This is a genomic window from Pelomonas sp. Root405 (genome assembly GCF_001425165.1).
Lineage (GTDB): Bacteria > Pseudomonadota > Gammaproteobacteria > Burkholderiales > Burkholderiaceae_C > Pelomonas.
The window spans coordinates 54,044-72,853 of sequence record NZ_LMDU01000013.1 but is presented as its reverse complement, the minus strand read 5'-3'; the positions used below and the strand labels follow the sequence as shown (position 1 = coordinate 72,853).

General features: G+C 67.7%; 13 protein-coding genes. 4 read left to right on the top strand and 9 right to left on the bottom strand.

Going from position 1 to position 18,810, the window contains the following annotated elements; all coding sequences use genetic code 11:
- Nucleotides 1-7 precede the first annotated feature (7 nt).
- Both ASC81_RS16270 and ASC81_RS16265 read right to left on the bottom strand, forming a co-directional pair.
- Nucleotides 8-1,597: a DUF4178 domain-containing protein gene (locus ASC81_RS16270; RefSeq protein WP_056269214.1), complete on the bottom strand. Its 1,590-nt coding sequence runs from the start codon at nt 1,595-1,597 to the stop codon at nt 8-10.
- Nucleotides 1,590-2,618 (bottom strand): SPFH domain-containing protein, encoded by a 1,029-nt coding sequence (locus tag ASC81_RS16265; protein WP_056269213.1) that lies wholly within the window; start codon nt 2,616-2,618, stop codon nt 1,590-1,592. The genes ASC81_RS16270 and ASC81_RS16265 overlap by 8 nt, the downstream gene beginning before the upstream one ends.
- A gap of 105 nt (nt 2,619-2,723) precedes the next feature.
- Between ASC81_RS16265 and ASC81_RS16260 the strand changes: the two genes are divergently transcribed.
- Genes ASC81_RS16260 through clpB form a run of 3 tightly spaced genes read left to right on the top strand, consistent with a single transcriptional unit; the run spans nt 2,724 to nt 6,215 of the window.
- Nucleotides 2,724-3,203, top strand: a complete 480-nt coding sequence (locus ASC81_RS16260; RefSeq protein WP_056269212.1) for a molybdenum cofactor biosynthesis protein MoaE — start codon at nt 2,724-2,726, stop codon at nt 3,201-3,203.
- Complete coding sequence (gene crcB / locus ASC81_RS16255) at nt 3,200-3,565, top strand: fluoride efflux transporter CrcB (protein ID WP_056269211.1); 366 nt, start codon at nt 3,200-3,202, stop codon at nt 3,563-3,565. The genes ASC81_RS16260 and crcB overlap by 4 nt, the downstream gene beginning before the upstream one ends.
- Nucleotides 3,566-3,623: 58 nt before the next feature.
- The gene (clpB, locus tag ASC81_RS16250) at nt 3,624-6,215 is read left to right on the top strand and encodes an ATP-dependent chaperone ClpB (RefSeq protein ID WP_056269209.1); all 2,592 of its coding nucleotides are present in this window, start codon (nt 3,624-3,626) and stop codon (nt 6,213-6,215) included.
- A 38-nt stretch (nt 6,216-6,253) separates the two neighbouring features.
- Here clpB and ASC81_RS16245 read toward each other — a convergent pair whose 3' ends face one another.
- The 3 genes from ASC81_RS16245 to ASC81_RS16235 form a co-directional block, all read right to left on the bottom strand.
- A complete protein-coding gene (locus ASC81_RS16245; RefSeq protein WP_056269207.1) occupies nt 6,254-7,576 on the bottom strand; it encodes a GGDEF domain-containing protein in 1,323 nt (440 codons plus the stop codon).
- 92 nt (nt 7,577-7,668) lie between these two features.
- Nucleotides 7,669-8,652, bottom strand: coding sequence for a DUF2804 domain-containing protein (locus ASC81_RS16240; RefSeq protein WP_235533682.1), 984 nt, complete (start codon nt 8,650-8,652; stop codon nt 7,669-7,671).
- Entirely contained in the window at nt 8,649-9,635 is a 987-nt protein-coding gene (locus tag ASC81_RS16235) for an AraC family transcriptional regulator (RefSeq protein ID WP_056269206.1), read from the bottom strand. Before ASC81_RS16235 ends, ASC81_RS16240 begins: the two co-directional genes overlap by 4 nt.
- 128 nt (nt 9,636-9,763) lie before the next feature.
- Between ASC81_RS16235 and ASC81_RS16230 the strand changes: the two genes are divergently transcribed.
- Nucleotides 9,764-10,639 (top strand): sterol desaturase family protein, encoded by an 876-nt coding sequence (locus ASC81_RS16230; protein ID WP_082536618.1) that lies wholly within the window; start codon nt 9,764-9,766, stop codon nt 10,637-10,639.
- On the opposite strand, the gene ASC81_RS16225 is transcribed toward ASC81_RS16230, so the two are convergent.
- From ASC81_RS16225 to ASC81_RS16210, 4 genes are all read right to left on the bottom strand, one after another.
- Nucleotides 10,629-12,578 (bottom strand): S9 family peptidase, encoded by a 1,950-nt coding sequence (locus ASC81_RS16225; protein WP_056269204.1) that lies wholly within the window; start codon nt 12,576-12,578, stop codon nt 10,629-10,631. The two genes, ASC81_RS16230 and ASC81_RS16225, sit on opposite strands and share 11 nt — an antisense overlap.
- 64 nt (nt 12,579-12,642) lie before the next feature.
- Nucleotides 12,643-14,637, bottom strand: a complete 1,995-nt coding sequence (locus tag ASC81_RS16220) for a prolyl oligopeptidase family serine peptidase (protein WP_156392184.1) — start codon at nt 14,635-14,637, stop codon at nt 12,643-12,645.
- 77 nt (nt 14,638-14,714) lie between these two features.
- Nucleotides 14,715-16,709, bottom strand: coding sequence for a prolyl oligopeptidase family serine peptidase (locus tag ASC81_RS16215; protein WP_056269201.1), 1,995 nt, complete (start codon nt 16,707-16,709; stop codon nt 14,715-14,717).
- Nucleotides 16,706-18,715 carry an alpha/beta fold hydrolase gene (locus tag ASC81_RS16210; protein ID WP_162253769.1) on the bottom strand — a complete coding sequence of 670 codons (2,010 nt, stop codon included), beginning with the start codon at nt 18,713-18,715 and terminating at the stop codon, nt 16,706-16,708. Before ASC81_RS16210 ends, ASC81_RS16215 begins: the two co-directional genes overlap by 4 nt.
- Between the last annotated feature and the right edge of the window lie 95 nt (nt 18,716-18,810).

Here is an 18,810-nt window from a genome sequence, read left to right as displayed (position 1 = left end):
CGTTCTCCTATTTGTGGCTGCCGCCACTGCTGCTGTAGCCGCCGTAGCTGCCACCACTGGGGATGTAGGCGCCAGTGCCACGCGCATTGGCGCGGCACTGGCGGTATTCGTTGCTGTTCTCGCCGAAGCTGTTCTTGTACTGCTGGCAGTCGTCGCTGGAGCAGGCGCGCAGCATCGAGAACAGCAGCACGATAAGAAACAGGCCGATGACGATGTTGCGCAGCAGGTTGCCGCCGCTGCTTTTGAAGGCCGAGGCGTCGCGCGTGAACTGAGCCGCCGCTGCCGACAGGCCGAAGGCCTGCTGCACGGTCGCTGCAGGCAGCGTCTGCCCGCCACTCCAGGTGACTTCCGGCCCCTGCTTTTCGCGGCTGAGCAGGTATTGCCCGTCGGGGCTGGCGTAGTCGGTGACCTCGACATGGTCATTCAGGCGCACCGGCCAGTAAAACTCGCCCAATACATAAGTCGTCTTGGCCTGGTAGGTCCAACGCTTGGCATAGGCCCGGCCTTGCCACGTCGCCCCGTCGCGCGAGGGCGTGGGCGCACCGGTGAGCGCGCGCACCAGGCTCCAGCCCTCGTTGGTGTCAACGAGGAAGGCGAAGCCGGCCAGACGGTTGAACAGCAGGTATTCGCGCCAGAAGCTCTGATCCTCCTCGGCGTCATCGGGGATGTCGCAGCGCTCCTGATAGCCGACGACCGTCCAACCTTGGGACTTCTCGCCCGCGAGGGCCAACGTGCCGGTGCGGCCGAGCGGAATCAGCGGCGGGCTTTCCGGCGATTGCGCCGTGAAACCCAAAGCCTTGGCATCCCCCTCGGGCAGGTCGACCACCGCCGTGCATTGGCCGCAGACCATGCTCTTGGTCTGCGACAGCTTGGGTTCCAACGGCGAGCCGCAGCTCGGGCAGGCGATGGCCCGGCCCTTGAACTTCGCCTCGGCGACGGATTCGCCTTCGGCCGTCGTGCGCAGGCCCTGCAACGCGAGGTCAGCCAGCTGAACGCCGCGGCCCACGGACCAGACGACGGGGCCGTCATCGCGGTATTCCAGCGAGCCGACTTCGTCGCGCTCATTGCGCAGTTCGACTACCCGGCCGGCTTTCGGCACCCGCGGCAACTCGCCCTCGGCGGCGCGCACGGCGGCGTCGACGATGGCGGCGACCTGCCAGCGCTGGCCGGCCAGCGTCAGTGGCAGCCCGACCAGCGGATCGGCCGGCGGCGCTTCATCGAGCGGCGCTTCCAGGCTGACAACGAACTGGCCGTTGTCCTCGCTGAGCCAGCCTGCGCGATGCTGGCCGCCGGCATCGAACAGCAGATGCCATTCGTTCCAGCTGCCCAGCTCAGAGCCGCGCTGCACGCGGCCGATCACCGCGAAGCCGGTGCCCATCCAGCGGCCGGTGGCCCCCAGCTGCAGCGGCGAGTAGTCGTCGAAGATCTCGGCGCTCTGGCCGATCTTGCTTAAGCGTTCGCCGTCGCGTAGCAGGGTGCTGCGGCAGAAGCTGCAGACGGCGCTGGCGGATGCCGCGCTCGCAAACTCGACGGGCGCGCCGCAGTTGGGACAGGCGGCGCGCCAGCGGCGCTGGGCGGCGGGCGCCTGGTCAGCCAAGCTTCTTCAGGAGGTCCGCTTTTTTGGCGGCGAATTCCTCGTCGGTCAGGATGCCCTTGGCCTTGAGGTCGCCAAGCTTTTCGAGCAGCGAGACGATGTCCTCGGGCTTGCTGGCGGCGGGCGCGGGTGCTGCGGTGCCGACACCGGCCAGTCCCTGGCCCAGCGTCTGCGCCAGCGTCTGGCCCAGTGCCACGCCGGCGCCCAGGCCAATGGCCTCGCCGGCGATGCCGCTGCCGCCCGAGCCGCCCTTGGCCATCTCGGGCAGGGCCTGCGCGGCCTGGTATTGCATGAATTGGCCCATGTTCTGGCCAATGATGCCCATGCCGATGCGCTGGTCGAGGATCTTCTGCAACTCCTCGGGCAGCGAGACGTTCTGCATCGTCACCGACAGCAGTTCCAGCCCGAGAGCGGTGAAGGACGGCGCGGTCGCCTCCTTCAGCGCGGCGGCGAATTCGATCTGGTTGGCGGCCAGGTCGAGGAAGGGCGTTCCGCTGCCCGCCACGGCGTCGCTGATGTGCTGCAGCATCAGGCCGCGCAACTGGCCTTCAAGCTCCTGCGTCGTGTAGCGCTCGCGGGTGCCCGAGATCTGGCTGTGGAAGCTCTTCGGGTCCTGGATGCGGTAGGCGTAGTTGCCGAAGGCGCGCAGGCGCACGGCGCCGAAGTCCTTGTCGCGGATGGAAATGGGTTGACTCGTGCCCCAGCGCTGGTCGATCTGCTGGCGGGTGCTGAAGTAGTAGACGTCGCTCTTGAAGGGCGATTCGAACAGCTTGTCCCAGTTCTTCAGGTAGGTCAGCACCGGCAGCGTCTGGGTGGTGAGCTTGTGCGTGCCGGGGCCGAAGACGTCGGCGACCTGGCCTTCGTTGACGAAGATCGCGACCTGCGATTCGCGCACCACCAGTTGCGCGCCGTTCTGGATTTCCATGCCCGACATCGGGAAGCGCCAGGCCAGCGTGCCGTCGCCGTCCTCGGTCCACTGGATGACGTCTATGAACTGTTTCTTGATGAAATCCATCAGGGCCATATTGGTTCCTGGCTACGTGAGATGAGTGAGGGGCGAGTATCCGGCGGCGCGCTGGGAGTTCCGCGGGCAAACATGTGAATCTCACCGCGCGCGAAGGTGAGAATCATGACCATGCCCAGAGTTTGCATCCAGTCCGAGGACTTTGATCTCAGCCGCGAAGCCGCCACCCTGCGTATTGCGGACGGCGGCGTCGGCGCGGTCGTCGCGTTTGTCGGCACGGTGCGCGAGCACAGCAGCGGCGCGGCCGTCTCTGCCATGGAGCTGGAGCATTACCCCGGCATGACCGAGGCGGCCATCGAGACCATGGTCGACGAGGCGCTGGCCCGCTTCGACATCCGTGCCGCCAAAGTCATCCACCGCGTCGGCACGCTGCAGGCGCGCGACCAGATCGTGCTCGTGCTCGTCAGCAGCGCCCACCGCGGCCAGGCCTTCCAAGCCTGCGAATTCCTGATGGACTACCTCAAGACGCAGGCACCGTTCTGGAAGAAGGAGCACACCCCCGGCGGTGCGCATTGGGTGGACGCGCGGGTCACGGACGACGAGGCGCTGGCGCGCTGGGGCATCGCGGCGGGGAACGCGTCTTGAACGGCGCGGCGGTCGCGCTGGGCGCGGCGCTGGGCGCGTTGGCACGCTGGCAGGCCGGTGTACTGTTCAACGGCCGCTGGATGGGGTTTCCGCTCGGCACGCTGCTCGTCAACGTGGTGGGCGGTCTGCTGATCGGCATGGCGCTGGAATGGTTCGGCCGCCAGCCCAACGAGTTGCTGAAGCTGCTGCTGGTGACCGGCTTCCTCGGCGGGCTGACGACGTTCTCAGCGTTCTCGGGTGAGTCGCTGGCCCTGCTGCGCCATGGCGAGCTGGGCATGGCGCTGGCGCACACGCTGGCCCACGTACTGGGAGCGCTTCTTGCCGCCTGGCTGGGCATGAAACTGGTGCAAGCCTTGATCTGACGCAACTTGAAATGCGTCGATAGGCGCCCACTTGGCCGGTAACCGGAGGATTCCCACCATGCGTGCCGACAAGCTGACCACCCGATTCCAGGAAGCCCTGGGCGAGGCCCAGAGCCTGGCCCTGGCCCGCGACAACCCCTACATCGAACCCGCCCATGTGCTGGCCGCCATGCTGGCGCAGGACGATGGCCCGCGCGCGCTGCTGCAGCGTGCCAGCGTCAACGTCCAGGGCCTGAAGACCGCGCTGGACGGCCTGATCGCCGGCTTGCCCCAGGTCAGCGGCTCGGGCCAGACCGTGCAGGCCAGCCGCGACCTCGTCAGCCTGTTGCAGGCGGCCGAGAAGGAAGCTGGCAAGCGCGGCGACCAGTTCATCGCCAGCGAGATGTTCCTGCTCGCGCTGGCGGACGCCAAGACCGACCTGGCCGGCATCGTGCGCGGCCATGGCCTGACCCGCAAGTCGCTGGAAGCCGCCATCGAGGCGGTGCGCGGCGGCCAGAACGTCGACTCTGCCGACGCCGAAGGCCAGCGCGAGGCGCTGAAGAAATACACGCTGGACCTGACCGAGCGCGCTCGTCAGGGCAAGCTGGACCCGGTCATCGGCCGTGACGAGGAAATCCGCCGCACGATCCAGGTGCTGCAGCGCCGCAGCAAGAACAACCCGGTGCTGATTGGCGAACCCGGCGTCGGCAAGACCGCCATCGTCGAGGGCCTGGCTCAGCGCATCATCAACGGCGAGGTGCCCGATTCGCTGAAGAACAAGCGCGTGCTGGTGCTCGACATGGCCTTGCTGCTCGCGGGCGCCAAGTACCGTGGCGACTTCGAGGAGCGCCTCAAGGGTGTGCTCAAGGAAGTGAGCCAGGACGCAGGCCAGACCATCCTCTTCATCGACGAGATCCATACCATGGTGGGCGCCGGCAAGGCCGAGGGCTCCATCGACGCCGGCAACATGCTCAAGCCGGCGCTGGCACGCGGCGAGCTGCATTGCATCGGCGCGACGACGCTGGACGAGTACCGCAAGTACGTCGAGAAGGATGCCGCGCTGGAGCGTCGCTTCCAGAAGGTGCTGGTCGACGAACCCACGGTCGAGGCCACCATCGCCATCCTGCGCGGCCTGCAGGAAAAGTACGAGGTGCACCACGGCGTTGAGATCACCGACCCGGCCATCATCGCCGCGGCCGAGCTGAGCCACCGCTACATCACCGACCGTTTCCTGCCGGACAAGGCCATCGACCTCATCGACGAGGCCGCGGCCAAGATCAAGATCGAGATCGACTCCAAGCCCGAAGTCATGGATCGGCTGGACCGCCGCATGATCCAGCTCAAGATCGAGCGCGAGGCGGTGCGGCGCGAGAAGGACGAGGGCTCGCAGAAGCGCTTCGCCCTCATCGAGGAAGAGCTGCTCAAGCTGCAGCGCGAGTACAACGACCTGGAAGAAATCTGGACGGCCGAGAAGGCGCAGGCGCAAGGCTCGGCGCATGTGAAGGAAGAGATCGACCGCATCCGCCAGCAGATCGAGGACTGGAAGCGCAAGGGCGACTTCAACAAGGTCGCCGAGCTGCAATACGGCAAGCTGCCGGAGCTGGAGAAGCAGCTCAAGGAAGCCCAGGCCAAGGAGGCCGGCAAGGCCAAATCCGACCGGCCGCAGTTGCTGCGCACGCTGGTTGGTGCTGAGGAGATCGCCGAAGTCGTCGCCCGTGCGACCGGCATTCCAGTCGCCAAGCTGATGCAGGGCGAGCGCGAGAAGCTGCTTCAAATGGAAGCCAAGCTGCACGAGCGCGTCATCGGCCAGGATGAGGCCATCCAGGCGGTGTCCGACGCGATCCGCCGCTCACGCGCGGGCTTGAGTGACCCGAACCGGCCGCTGGGCAGCTTCCTGTTCCTCGGTCCCACCGGCGTCGGCAAGACCGAGCTGTGCAAGGCCCTGGCCGGCTTCCTGTTCGACAGCGAGGACCACATGGTGCGCATCGACATGAGCGAGTTCATGGAGAAGCACTCGGTCAGCCGCCTGATCGGCGCGCCGCCCGGCTACGTCGGCTACGAGGAAGGCGGCACGCTGACCGAGGCGGTGCGGCGCAAGCCCTACTCGGTGCTGCTGCTCGACGAGGTCGAGAAGGCGCACCCGGACGTCTTCAACGTGCTGTTGCAGGTGCTGGACGATGGTCGCCTGACCGATGGCCAGGGCCGCACGGTGGACTTCAAGAACACGGTGATCGTGATGACCAGCAACCTCGGCTCGCAGCACATCATGGCGCTGTCGGGGCAGGGCGACGACGTCATCCGCGAGGCGGTATGGGGCGAGGTCAAGACGCACTTCCGCCCCGAGTTCTTGAACCGCATTGACGAGACCGTCATCTTCCACGCGCTGGGCGCCGACCACATCAAGTCCATCGCCCGCATCCAGCTGCGCCTGCTCGAGGCGCGGCTGGAGAAGATGGAGATGAAGCTCGACATCAGCGAGGCGGCGCTGAACGAACTGGCCAAGGTCGGCTTTGACCCGGTGTTCGGCGCGCGGCCGCTGAAGCGGGCCATCCAGCAGCGGGTGGAGAACCCGCTGTCCAGGCTGATCCTGCAAGGCAAGTTCGGGCCCAAGGATGTGATCCCGGTGCAGGTCGAGGGCGGCGAGTTCTCGTTCGGGCGCGTGGTGCACTGAGCACGACGCGCTCCCCGGGGCCTGTCCCTTGACGGGCCCTAGATGGTCGTCGGTGTGCTTTCCAGCGTCTTGTCCATCTCGACGCGATTGCGCCCCGACTCCTTGGCGCGGTACAGGGCCGCGTCGGCGCGTTTGAGGGCGTCCGCCGTCGAGCCCGCCGGCGGGGCCAGCGCCACGCCGAAGCTGGCCGTCACGCTGATGCGATGACCGCCTACGGTGATCTCGCTTTGCTCGATGCGGTCGCAGAGCTTTTCCGCCAGGCGCGTGGCCTCGCGGATCCGTGTGCCTTGGCCGGCAATCAGGAACTCTTCGCCGCCCCAGCGACCGAAGACATCGGTGGACCGCAGATTGGCGGCGACGACGGCAGCGACGCGCCGCAGCACCTCGTCACCGCAGTCATGGCCGTGGCGGTCGTTGATGTGCTTGAAATGGTCGATGTCCAGCATGACCAGCGTCATGCCTCGGGCCGAATCTTCAAAATCTTCCAGCGCCTGTTCCAACCCGCGGCGGTTCAGAACGCCGGTCAGCTCGTCGATGGTGGCCAGGCGGCGCAGCTTCTCCTGTTCCACGCGCAATTGGCGGGTGCGCGCCGTCAGCGCATCGATCTCGCGCTGCTGGCGCAGGTGGCTGCGGCGCAATTGTGTCCAGCCGTTCAACACCATCAGCACGGCGCCCAGCATCCATGCGCACAGCACGCCAAAGTAGACCTGGTCGCGGCTGACCCAGTGACCCTTGAGCGTGATGCGCCTAAGCTGGATCTCGTGTTCCTCGCCGGCGTGCACCACGGGCAGGTCGATCGACACCGCCGTCGCGTTCTCCAGACTTGGCCGGTTGAACTCGCGTGCGAGGTTGTACTGGGTCACCCACCATTCCGGCACGGTCAGCTCGTTCAAGTCCAACGTCACGGGCTGCTGGATGTCACGTGGCCGGAGGTTGATGGAGTGAAAGCGCGAGCTGTTGTGGTCCTCGGCCTTCGAAAAGCGCGGATCGAAATTCCGCAGCGCCACCCGAACAAAGGCCGACGGTCCCTTGTAGGCGAGGTCCAGCTCGACGCTGTCGAACCGGCTCAGGTCGCGACCGCGGCTGACGTCCGCGCCGGTCAGCACATAGGTGAGGCCACAGCCGAGGTAGTTTCCCGCGGCTGAGGTGTAGTGGCAGCGCAGGTGGATGTCCTTGACATTCACCCACTGGACCGCAGTGGCCTGGTTGCCGTCGGAGGTGTTCAGATAAGGCCCGCTGGCAACACCTGGCACGGTCAGCTCAAGCGTCCGGGCGGGCAGCAACTCGACGCCGGCCACCGCGACCAGCGTGAGCACGATGCCGGCAATGAGCAGGTTGGGATTGCTGAGTTCGTAGCGCACGTGGCTGGCTGGAATCGATCTGCGGAGCACTTTAAGCGTGACCTGTCGCGGTGTCTGCTGCTTCCGTCACGGTAGGCGTGACAACGTGCGCTTCACCAGCGCGATTGGTGCTGCTCCGTCACCCCGAGCAACCCACGCACCTGCCGGGCGCTGGCCAGCGGCCCGGGTTTGACTTCGCCCGCGAAGCTGCCGACCGGCTGCACGTAGCGGCTGGCGGCGAAGCCGAGGTTCTTGTCGGCGGCCCGTGCGCCCTCCGGTGTGAAGACAAGGTCCAGCAAGCCGTCGTCGGTGCGCACGCGCCAGGGCGCCAGGGGCTGGGCGGCGTCGTGCTCGAACCGGGCCGCACCCAGGGCGATGGGCTGGCCGTCCAGCCACAGCACGTTCTCCTGGTCGCCGAAATAGCCCTGCTGCAGATTGAAGCCGACGTCTGGCCGGTGAGCGCTGGCCCAGCGCCAGGCGGTGTCGCGCGCCAGCAGGCCGTTGGACGCATCAACTGCGGCCCAGGCGTCGCCCAGTTCGAAGCGCTGCCCATCCGCCTCGGCCCAGCCGCGCACGGGCAGGGCGCTGGTCTTCTGCGTGGCATGCGCCAGGCCACCTGCGATTGGTCCGATGGCGAGCAGCGGCGGCGCCATGCCGTGCAGGTCCAGTTCGGCCTCGACGTACAGCGCGCGCGTGGCGACCCGCAGGCGCAGCAGGTCGGGCATTTCATGGCGCAGCGACAGCTGGGCGCCGACGCCGCGAAACCAGGCGTTGGCGCCCGCCAGAGGCGCATCGGCAAGGCCTGCCTGCAGCCCGGGCAGGCCGTCCTGGTGCCAGTCCGCCAGCAGTCTGCGCCGGCGTCGGTCGAACAGGTAGGCGAAGGCCGAGCAGGCCCAGCCGACATCGACGATGGCCACGCCGATGAAGAGCTGTTCGTTGCCGAGGCCGACGTAATGCCATCGCTTGTGATGCAGACGGCGCCACAGCCAGCCCGGTCGGGGTTGCAAGGGCGACCAGTCGATGCTGCCAATGCGCCCGGCATAGCGCCCGTGGGCAGGCGCGCCATCGATGACGACGGATTGGGGCGCCGGCTTCATCGGGATTGCTGCCTGCGCCATTGCAGCGGCGCCTGGCCGGTCCATTGCCGGAAGGCGCGGGTGAAGGCGCTCTGTTCGGAGTAGCCCAGCAGCAGCGCCACCTCGGCCAGCTCGACGTTCGGGTCGCGCAGATAGGCCTCGGCCAGTTGCTGGCGGGTCTGCGACAGCAGCACTTGAAAACTCTGGCCCTGCCCGGCCAGGCGCCGCTGAAGGCTGCGCGGGCTCATCTGGAGGCTCTGCGCCAGGTCCGGCAACTGCGTGCGCCCCGAGCGGATCAGACCGACCAGGGCCTGGCGCCACACGCCGACGGGCTCGCTGACGGCCGCGACCTCCTGCAGCAGCGCTTCAGCCTGCGCGTCCAGCAACGCCAGCAGCGCCGCGTCCGCGCCTCGCAGCGGCAGGGCCAGGTCTTGCGCCGACAGCAGCAGCCGCGTGCTTGGCTGGCCGAAGCGGACGGGGCCGCCGAAGAAGTCTTCATAGGGCCGCACCGCAGCCGGGCGCGGGTTGACGAAGTCGACGGCCAGCGCCCGCAGAGGGCGACCGGTGAACTCGCGTGTCAGCTGCACCAGCGCCGCGATGGCCGTCTCGTCCACCAGCGCACCCGGCCGGCCGCGCTCCACGCCCCATTCGATGCTGAGCCCCTCGGCACACGCGCGCACCTGGGCAATGTTGACGTCATAGACCGAGCGGTGATAACGCTCCAGCCGCTGCAGGGCCTCGCCCAGCGTGCCGCAGGCCAAGGCCGCGAAGCCGACGACGCCGAAGTGGCGCGGCGCGATGCCACGCGCCAGCCGCAGCGGGAAGGTGGATCTCGGGCCGGGATCGAGGTCACGCGCGTGCGCCAGCAGGGCCTGCCAGCGGCGCAACGCCACGAAGCTTTCGGTCGGCGCCGGTGGGTCGCCCAGCGCCTCGGCACAGCCCAGTGCGGCCATGTGCTCGAAGAGCAGTTGGACATAGCTGGCGGCGACACGGGTCTCATCCATGGGCGGTCGATGATGCAGCGGCGCCAGGGGCCTTTTCGTGAGGGATGTCCCCAGCCGTGGCGCGATCCGTCAAAAACCAGGGTTTTGCCGTCAAGAACCCGCACCGATCTCAAAGCAACATCGCGCTCATGGATTGGCTGCTCGACCTCTATCGCCAGCACGGCGACTGGCGCGACCTGACGCTCGTGCTGCTGTCGCCCGTCTTCGGCATCTTCATCGCGATGGAGGCCTGGCGTTTCCGCAAGACCGGCGTCTTCGACTTCCGCGACAGCTTCGACAGCCTGAACAGCGGCGGCAGCTATCTAGTGGCGGACCTGGTGCTGTTGATCGTCCTCGTGCTGCCTGCCATGGGCTGGGTGTACGAGCACCGCCTGTTCACCATCGACGTGACCGTCTGGCGATTTGTCGGCCTGTTCCTGCTGGTCGAGTTTCTCTACTACTGGTTCCACCGCGGCAGCCACCGCATCCGCTGGTTCTGGTGTGCCCATGTCGTGCACCACGGCTCCGAGAAGATGAACTTCGGCACCGCGCTGCGGCAGAGCTGGTTCTATCCGATCGCCGGCAACTGGCTGTTCTACCTGCCGGCCGTGTGGCTGGGCTTCGAACCGCGCTGGGTGCTGTTCGCGCTGTCGCTCAACCTGGGCTACCAGTTCTTCGTCCACACGACCTGGGTGGACAAGATGCCGGCGTGGTTCGAGTTCATCTTCAACACGCCGTCCCACCACCGCGCCCACCACGGCCGCAACCCGCAGTACATCGACAAGAACTTCGGCGGCATGCTGATCGTCTTCGACCGCCTGTTCGGCACCTTCGAGCCCGAAGTCGCGCCGGTCGACTACGGCCTGGAGCACCCCTTTCACACCCACAACCTGTTCTGGTTGAACGCTCACGAGTGGCGCGCGATGTTCCACGACATGCGCCAGGAGACCACCTGGGGCATGCGCCTGGCGCACCTGTGGAAGCCGCCGGAGTGGCGGCGGCATTACAACGGGTTCAAGGGTTAGACGGGCCGAGGTGCTTGGCGAGGAAAGCTTCCATCCGCCGCGCATAGTCCACGCGTTTGCTGAAGTTGCGCAGGCCGTGTCCCTCGTCGTCGTAAGTGACCCAGACCGGATCGTTGCCCGCCTTGCGCAAGGCTGCTCGCATGCGCTCACCATGGGCCAGCGGGACGCGGCGGTCCTCCTCGCCGAACACCAGCATCACCGGTGCCTTGATCTTTGCCGCCTGCTTCAAAGGTGATTGGGCGGCGAGCATGGCAGCGTCCTTCTCCGGATCGCCGACGAGTTCGGGCAGGGTGTACTTGCGCGCCGCGGGACTGAAATCGTCAGACACCCACCATGAACCGCTCACCAGCAGGTCCAGATCAGTCGGTCCAAAAGCCGCGATCCCACAGCGAAACAGGTCTGGGTCGTTGGCAAGCCCCATCAGCGTGCTGTAGCCGCCATAGCTTTCACCGGTGATGCAGGCATTGCTTGAGGCCAAGCCCTGCGCTTGAGCCCATCGCAATGCGTCGGCCACGTCGTTCTGCATGGCTTGCCCCCATTGCTTGAAGCCGGCTCTGAAATGGGCCGCGCCGTAGCCTGTGCTGCCCCGAACTTCAGGCTCGACGACCACGTAGCCTCGCGATGCGAGGAACTGGGGCAAGGCATGCCAGCCCCAGTGAGTGCCGCGAGTCCACGGCCCGCCGTGAACCAGCACGACGGCCGGCAACGGGCCGGTGGCGCTGTCGGGTCGCGTGATCCACACCGGCAGGTCGCGTCCATCGCGCGCCTTGATGCGATGCAGACCCATGCTGGCCATCTGGTTGGGGTCGATGCCGTCCATCACAGCGCCTATCGGGCGCCAGGCCTTCTCGCCTTCCGGCGGCCTGGCTTGGTACAGGTAGAGCCGACCGGGGTCGTGGTCGCTGTAGGAGCGCACGACGGCCACCATGTCGGGTTCACCGCAGCGGCGGCAGGTGATGCGGTTGACGCGGCCGGGGAGGCGTTCGTCCAGTCGGTCCTGCAACGCCTTCATCTGCGGGTCGAACCAGACGGTGGTTTCGCCGTCCACGACGACGCGCACGCCAAGCGTTCTGCCGCCCCCGTCCTCCTTCACCAGCGACCCCTCGAAGTCAAAGCCCGGTGTCTCGACAATGAACTTGTCTTCCGGTTTGCCGGCACGGAAGTCGTAGCGGGTGAGCCAATGGTGGCCCTCGGAACTTCCGCTGCGAGTGACGTAGAGGCCTCCTGCATCGTCCACCCCTTCGATGCTGAAAGGTACGCTCAGCAGCCCGCTCTCGTAGAGGCGCGTCCAGACCTGGCTGTCCGGTGCACGCCAGTAGGCCGCCTGTCTGTCCTTGTCGCGAGTGAAGGCCACGCGAAGCCCACCTTGGCTGTCGGTCATCCAGCCGATGGTGTTGGGTGGCGCGTCCAGTTGCTTGAGGTGGGTGTAGTGATCCTTGCGCGTGTCCACCCACACCGGCACCATGGCGCCACCCCTGATCTCGGCCATCAGGATCCGCTCGGTCGGCCGCCCTGCCGTCGGCGAGGGAATGTTCAGCAGGTGCCGGTGCCAAAGCGCGATCTGGCGCAAATTGCTGCCGTCGCTGTTGGCTGCATAAATGGCGGGCCGGGCACTGAGACGGTCCCTGACATTGGCCACATCGCCAACACTGAAAAGCAGCCTGTGGTCGTCTAGCCAGGCGAAGTGATAGATGTCGCCATTGGCGAATTGCGCGACGCGGTTGATCTTGTTGCCGGGGGCCAGGTCGATCACCGCCAAACCCGTGCGTTCCAGACCTTTGACGGAGGCGACGGCTAGCTTCTTGCCCGAGGGCGAAATCGCTGTCAGTTCGAAATCCGGATCCTTGAAGAAGACTTCGGGCGGTGGCGGCGCGCCGCAGGCGAGCTTGGCGCCCGCGCAAGCCAGTGCAAACACGACGACGTGCAGACGTGAGGCCATCGAATCTTCCTGACTGAGATGATTTGCGTGCGTTCGCGGCGATCCAGAACCGGAACTCGAACCGTCAAGGCTGCAGATGCTTGGCCAGGAAGGCCGCCATGCGCTCGGCGAAGTCGACCTGGTTCTTCACGACACCGAAACCATGCGCTTCGCCGGAGTACGTGACCCAGACGGGATCGTTGCCGGCCGCGCGCAGCGCCTCGCGCATGCGCTTGCCGTGAGCCAGCGGCACGCGCTGGTCCTGCTCGCCAAAGGCCAGCAGCACCGGCGCCTTGATGCGTGCGGCCTGCCTCACGGGCGAGTTGGCGGCCAGCATGGCGGCGTCCTTGACGGCGTCGCCCACCCGCTCGGGCATCTGGTACTTGCGGTAGTCGTTGTCCAGGTCGTCGTCGACCCACCAGGAGCCCTGCACCAGCAGGTCCAGGTCGGTCACGGCCAGCCACGCGACGCCGCAGCGGTAGAGCGCGGGGTCCCTGACGAGGCCCATCAGCGTGCTGTAGCCCCCATAGCTGGCACCGGCGATGCAGGCCTTGTCGCTGGCGATGCCTTCCTTCTGCGCCCAGCGCAGCGCGTCGGCCACGTCGTCCTGCATCGCCTGGCCCCATTGCCTGAAGCCGGCTTCGAGGTGGACGCTGCCATAGCCCGCGCTACCGCGGAACTCGGGCGCGATGACGACGTAGCCGCGCGAGGCCAGAAACTGGGCCTCGGCATCCCAGCGCCATTCGCTGCCGCGCACCCAGGGGCCGCCGTGCACCAGCACCACGGCGGGCAGCGGCCCCTTGGCATCGGGGTGGCGGGTGACCCACACGGGCAGGTCCAGGCCGTCGCGCGCCTTGATGCGCTGCAGCTCCATCGTGGCCATCTGGTCGGGCTTGATGTCCTCGCGCACGGCCCGGAACAGGCGCCAGCTTTTCTCGCCCTCGGGCGGCTTGCCCTGGAAGAGGTAGAGCCGGCCGGGATCGCGGTCGCTGTAGCTGCGCACCAGGGCCACCATGTCGGGCGCGCCGCAGCGGCGGCAGTCGATGCGGTTGATGCGCCCCGCGAAGAGGCTGTCGGTGCGCTCCTGGAAGGCCTTCATCGCGGCATCGAACCAGATCGTCGTCTCGCCATCCGCGACGACGCGAACGCCGACTGTGCGGCCGGTCTCGTTGGTAACCAGATCGCCCGCGAAATCGAAGCCCGGCACGGCGACCAGCGGCTTGGCCTCGGGTGCACCGCTGGCGAAGTCGTAGCGTGCCAGTGCGCGCTGCCGCTGCGCGCCTTCGAAGCGCGAGACGAACAGCGCGCCGGTGTCGTCCACCGCTTCGATGCGGTAGGGCAGGCCGAGCAGGTCGCTCTCGTAGAGCTGTGTCCACGTCCGGCTGCCGGGCGGCTGCCAATAGGCCGCGCGGCGGTCCTTGTGCTGGGTGAAGGCGATGCGCGGCTCGCCCAGGCTGTCCGCCATCCAGCCGACCGTGTGCAGCGGCTCCTTGTAATCGACGCTGCGGGTGGTGTTGTTGACCGCGTTCAGCCAGACAGGCGTTTCGACATGGTTGCCGCCGCTGGAGAACTCGACCAGCAGCACCTCCTCGTTGACCTTGCCGGGCCGCGAGGGCGGCACGGCCACCAGGCGGTGGTTCCAGTCCAGCATGCGGTCGTCGCGGCCGTCGTTGATGGCCGGCTTCCATTGGCGCCTGACCAGTTGGCGCATCGGTGAGCCGTCGGTCTTGACGGTGAACAGCCCCGGCGCGCCGGCAGGCCGGCCGCTGCCGGCCGAGAAGTCGGTCACGCCGAACACCAGCCGTTCGTCGTTGACCCAGTGCACGTTGACGACGTCCGCCTCGGGGAACTGGGCAGCTCGCAGGCCGCGGCCGCCCGGCGCCAGGTCATAGACGACGAGGGCCGCACGTGGCGTGCCCTTGGCGCTCGTGATCGCCAGCCGGCGACCCGAGGGCGACAGCACGGCCTCGCCGATGTCGGGGTCCTTGAAGAACACCTCGGCGGGTGGTGGTGCGGCCTGGGCGTGCTGCGTGCCAAGGCAGGCGAGTGCGAGCGCGGCGGCGCGCAGGCGTGTGAACATGACCATCTCCCTGATTCCGATTATTTTTCGGCGCGAAGGATAGTGCCTGCGGCGCCGTCGGACCCGGGGCGCCAGGTTCAGGGCGACAGATGCTTGGCCAGGAAGGCTTCCATCTTCAGCGCGAAGTCGACCCGGTTCTTCAGCACGGCAAAGCCGTGGCCCTCGCCGGGGTAGGTCAGCCATTCGGGTTCGTTGCCGGCCTCGCGCAGCGCGCGGCGCATGCGCTCGCCGTGGGCCAGCGGAACGCGCCGGTCGGCCTCGCCGAAGGCCAGCAGCACCGGCGCCTTGATGCGGGCGGCCTGCTTGACGGGAGAGTTGGCGACAATCATGTCGGCGTCCTTCTCGGCGTCGCCGATCATCTCGGGCACGGTGAACTGGCGGGCCACCGAACTGGTGTCGTCATCCACCCACCATGAGCCGCGCACCAGCAACTCCAGGTCAGTGACGGCCAGCCAAGCCACGCCGCAGCGGTAGAGATTGGGATCTTTGATCAAACCCATCAACGTGCTGTAGCCGCCGTAGCTCGCGCCTGCGATGCAGGCTTTGTCGCTCGCAATGCCTTGTGTCTGCGCCCAGCGCAGCGCGTCGGCCACATCGTCCTGCATGGCCTGGCCCCATTGCTTGAAGCCGGCTCTGAAATGCGCGCGGCCATAGCCCGTGCTGCCCCGGAACTCGGGCTCGATGACGACGTAGCCGCGCGAGGCCAGGAACTGCGCATAGCCATGCCAGCCCCAGACGTTGCCCCGTACCCAGGGGCCGCCGTGGACCAGCACGACGGCCGGCAGCGGGCCCTTGGCATCCGGTTGCTTCGTGACCCACACGGGCAGGTCGCGGCCGTCGCGGGCCTTGATGCGCTGCAGGTCCATCTGCGCCATCTCTGCGGGCTTGATCTCGTTGCGCATGCGGCCCACCGGGCGCCATTGCGCCTCGCCTTCAATGGGTTGCGACTGATAGAGCCAGAACTGGCCCGGATCTCGGTCGCTGAAGGAGCGCACCAGCGCCACCATGTCGGGCTGGCCGCAGCGCCGGCAGTTGATGCTGTTGACGCGACCGGGCATGCGCTCGTCGGCCTCTTTCTGCAGCGCCTGCATCGCAGCGTTTTGCCAGACGGTCATTTCGCCGTCGGTGGTGACGCGAAATCCCAAGGCAGCACCGTCGGCGTCGTTGAGCACGCGCCCGCTGAAGTCGAAGCCCGGCGTGACGACCAGCGGCTTGGCCGAAGGCGCGCGGCGCTCGAAGTCGTACAGGCTCAGCACGGTCTCGCCCTGTGCACCGGCGGTGCGCGTGACATAGAGCTGGCCGGCATCGTCGACGGCGTTGATGCCGAACGGCGCGTTCAACAGGTCGCTCTCGTACAGCGGCTGCCAGTTCTGCTGGCCGGGGCCGCGCCATAGCGCAGCCCGGCGCCCTTCGCGCCGCGTGAGCGCCACGCGCAGCTCGCCCCGGCTGTCGGTGAGCCAGCCCACGGCGTCGAACGGCGTGTCCACGCCGGTCGAGCGCGTGCGGCCAGTGCGGGTGTTGAGCCACAGTGGCTTCTCCAGGCGGCGCTCGTCGGGCGTGAATTCGACCAGCAGCACCTCTTCGTTGACCTCACCCGCCTGCGGCCGGGGCACTGCCAGCAGCCGGTGGTTCCAATCCAGCAGGCGCTCGTTGCGCCTGCTGCCATCCGTGACGACAGGGCGCCCCATGCGGCGCACGAGGTGACGGACCTGGCTGCCATCGGGGTTGACGGCGAACAGCCCCGGCGCGCCGTGGGGGCGGCCGCTGCCATCGGACAAGTCGACGACGCTGAACACCAGGCGGTCGTCGTTGACCCAGTAGGCACGATAGACATCCCCATCGGTGAAGTGCGCGGTGCGCATGGGCTTGCCGCCCGGGCTGAGGTCGAAGACGCCGAGGCCGATGCGGTCGCTGCCGAAGGAACTCCGCACGGCCAGTTTGCGGCCCGACGGCGACAGCACGGCCTCGACGATGGCGGGGTCCTTGAAGAAGATTTCGGCCGGCGGCGGTGCGGCCTGGGCAGGGCTGGCCGTTGCGAGCGCAGCGAGAAGGGCGAGCAGCAAATGCTTCATGGCTGTTTCAGGTGCCTGGCCAGAAAGGTGTCGACCCGGCGCGCGAAGTCCAGGCGGTTCTCGGGCTTGGTGAAGCCGTGGGCCTCGCCCGCATAGCTGACCCATTCGGGCGGCTGGCCCACGGCGGCCAGTGCATCGCGCATGCGCCTGCCGTGGGCGACGGGCACGCGCTGGTCCTCCTCCCCATGGGCCAGCAGCAGCGGCGCCTTCATGCGCGCGGCCAGCTTCACGGGCGAGTTGGCCGCCAGCATCGCCGCGTCGCGCTTGGGGTCGCCGACCAGCTCGGGCGTCGTCAACCTGCGCGACAGCGCCGCGTCGTCGGTGATCCACCACGAGCCTTGCACCAGCAGCTCCAGGTCGGCAACAGCCACCCAGGCGACGCCGCAGCGATAGAGCTCCGGGTCCTTGGCCAGCCCCATCAGCGCGGCGTAACCGCCGTAGCTGGCGCCGACGATGCAGGCCTGGTCGCTGGCCAGGCCCTGCGCCTGCGCCCAGCGCAGCGCATCGGTGACGTCATCCTGCATGGCCTGACCCCACTGCTTCCAGCCGGCGCGGAAATGCTCGTCGCCATAGCCGCGGCTGCCCCGGAACTCGGGCTCGATGACGACATAGCCACGCGAGGCAAAGAACTGTGCCCAGGGCTCCCAGCGCCAGACCACGCCCCGCACATAGGGGCCGCCATGCACGAGGACGACGGCTGGCAGTGGGCCCTTGGCGCCATCGGGGCGGGTGACCCAGACCGGCAGTTCGCGGCCGTCGCGGGCCTTGATGGTCTGCAGGTCCAGGCCGCTCATCTGCTCGGGGTTGACGGCCTCGCGGACGCGCCCGATGGCGCGCCAGCGCTGTTCGCCGGCTGGCGGCTGGGCCTGGTAGATCCACAGCTTGCCGGGCTCGTGGTCGCTGTAGGAATGCACCAGCGCCACCATGTCGGCCTGGCCGCAGCGGCGGCAGTCGACGCGGTTGAGGCGGCCTGGCATCAGGCGGTCGACCTGCGCCTGGAACTTCTTCATGCGCTCGTCGAGCCAGACGGTCGTGTCGCTGTCGGCCAGCGCGCGCACGCCCAGCAGCGTGTCGCCCTGCTTGATCAGCTCGCCGCTGTAGTCAAAGCCCGGCGTGCGCACGAGTGCTGTTTCGGCGGGGCCCTTGGTCTCGGCGTCGTAGCGCGCCAGCACGCGGTGCGAGCTGCCCTTGGGCACATGGCGCACATACAAGGCGCCGTCGTTGCCGACGCTGTCGAGCTCGAAGGGCTGCTCCAGCACGGGCGTGTCGAAGAGCTGGCGCCACTGCGTCTGGCCGGGCGGCAGCCAGTGCGCCTGGACGCGGTCTTCGCTGAAGGTCAGCGTCGCGCGGGCCTCGCCACGGTCGTCGGTCAGCCACTGGATGTTCTGCCCCGGCGCCCGGACGGCGTAGCCGCGCGTCAGGCCAGTGCGGGCGTTGAGCCAGACGGGCGTCTCGACGTTTCCCTTGAAGTCGACCAACAGCACGTCCTCGTTGGTTTCGCCCGCTGCTGGCTTGGGCACCATCAGCACGCGGTGGTGCCAGTCGAGCACGCGGTCGTCGTAGATGTCCTTCATCAGCACGAAACCGCCGGTGCGGCGCACCAGCATGCGCATCTTGCTGCCATCGGCGTTGACCGCGAGCAGGCCCGGCGCACGGTCATGGCGGCCGCTGGCCTCGGCCATGTCGGTCATGCTGAAGACCAGGCGCTCGTCGTTGACCCAGCGGACCTGGGTCACGTCGGCCGAGGTCGATTGCGACGCCCGTGTCAGCTTGCCGCCGGGCGCGAGGTCCAGCACCAGCAGGCCGACGCGTGAGGCTCCCTTGGCCGACGTGAATGCGAGCTGGCGGCCCGACGGCGACAGCGCGGCTTCGACGATGTCGGCATCGCCGAAGAAAACCTCGGCGGGTGGTGGCGCGGCATGCGAGAGGCCTGCCAGCAAAAGCAGGCCGGCCATCAGCCCGGCGGTCGTACCGGCAGCCCTGCCGGCTCGGCGTTTGAAAATCATCATGCTCTCCCTTGCCGCTGCTTCGGTGACAGCGTTGACAGGGCGCGCAGCATAGAGGCGGACCGCACATTCGCAGGCTGCGTTTTTCGGCAATC

Excerpts from the sequence above, each read along its gene's own strand:
- ASC81_RS16240 (WP_235533682.1), bottom strand. The coding sequence starts at position 8,652 with ATGAAGCCGGCGCCCCAATCCGTCGTCATCGATGGCGCGCCTGCCCAC.
- ASC81_RS16210 (WP_162253769.1), bottom strand. The coding sequence starts at position 18,715 with ATGATTTTCAAACGCCGAGCCGGCAGGGCTGCCGGTACGACCGCCGGG.
- ASC81_RS16235 (WP_056269206.1), bottom strand. The coding sequence starts at position 9,635 with ATGGATGAGACCCGTGTCGCCGCCAGCTATGTCCAACTGCTCTTCGAG.
- ASC81_RS16230 (WP_082536618.1), top strand. The coding sequence starts at position 9,764 with ATGGATTGGCTGCTCGACCTCTATCGCCAGCACGGCGACTGGCGCGAC.
- ASC81_RS16225 (WP_056269204.1), bottom strand. The coding sequence starts at position 12,578 with ATGGCCTCACGTCTGCACGTCGTCGTGTTTGCACTGGCTTGCGCGGGC.
- ASC81_RS16215 (WP_056269201.1), bottom strand. The coding sequence starts at position 16,709 with ATGAAGCATTTGCTGCTCGCCCTTCTCGCTGCGCTCGCAACGGCCAGC.
- ASC81_RS16260 (WP_056269212.1), top strand. The coding sequence starts at position 2,724 with ATGACCATGCCCAGAGTTTGCATCCAGTCCGAGGACTTTGATCTCAGC.
- clpB (WP_056269209.1), top strand. The coding sequence starts at position 3,624 with ATGCGTGCCGACAAGCTGACCACCCGATTCCAGGAAGCCCTGGGCGAG.
- ASC81_RS16265 (WP_056269213.1), bottom strand. The coding sequence starts at position 2,618 with ATGGCCCTGATGGATTTCATCAAGAAACAGTTCATAGACGTCATCCAG.
- ASC81_RS16220 (WP_156392184.1), bottom strand. The coding sequence starts at position 14,637 with ATGTTCACACGCCTGCGCGCCGCCGCGCTCGCACTCGCCTGCCTTGGC.